Raw genomic sequence first — 373 nt, 5'->3', positions numbered from 1 at the left:
CTGGGGTCAAGCTTTCGATGGGGAGACGCGATGATATTCTTCGAGGAGGAGTTTGGCCTCCTCGACGCCTTCATCGGTGAAGGCGAAGATCCCGTCGTCATCGATAGCCCCGTAGACCCAGATGACGCCGTCCTGGGGCTCGAGACCGAGGGTCAGTTCCTGGACGAGCGCTTCGCTGACGCCGAGGTCCCTGGCGACACCTTCGACGGTGTAGATGTGATGCACCTTATTGCGCTGCATGATCAGGCCGCAGCTGGTTGGGTCCGCAGTTTTGCGGACCTCCAATTCCCCGGCAGCAAATCACGATCCGATGGGCCAGATAGGCGGGCAGTCGGGCGAGGACGTCGGCGAGCCAGGCCTGCGGGTCGATATC

1 protein-coding gene and 1 pseudogene are annotated in these 373 nt (G+C 61.9%); both read right to left on the bottom strand.

The genetic code is table 11. From position 1 onward, the window contains the following. Window positions 1–6: 6 nt before the first annotated feature. Window positions 7–240, bottom strand: a complete 234-nt coding sequence (locus E5W70_RS32730; RefSeq protein WP_292665516.1) for a hypothetical protein — start codon at window positions 238–240, stop codon at window positions 7–9. Window positions 241–242: 2 nt separating this feature from the next. Further along, window positions 243–373, bottom strand: a pseudogene (locus E5W70_RS32725) (transposase domain-containing protein); the annotation flags it as partial.

Origin of the sequence: Mesorhizobium sp. (assembly GCF_005063415.1) — a bacterium.
Classification (GTDB): Bacteria; Pseudomonadota; Alphaproteobacteria; order Rhizobiales; family Rhizobiaceae; genus Mesorhizobium.
Note: the sequence above shows the minus strand (reverse complement) of the source record. Positions and strands in the feature narration are given on the sequence as shown.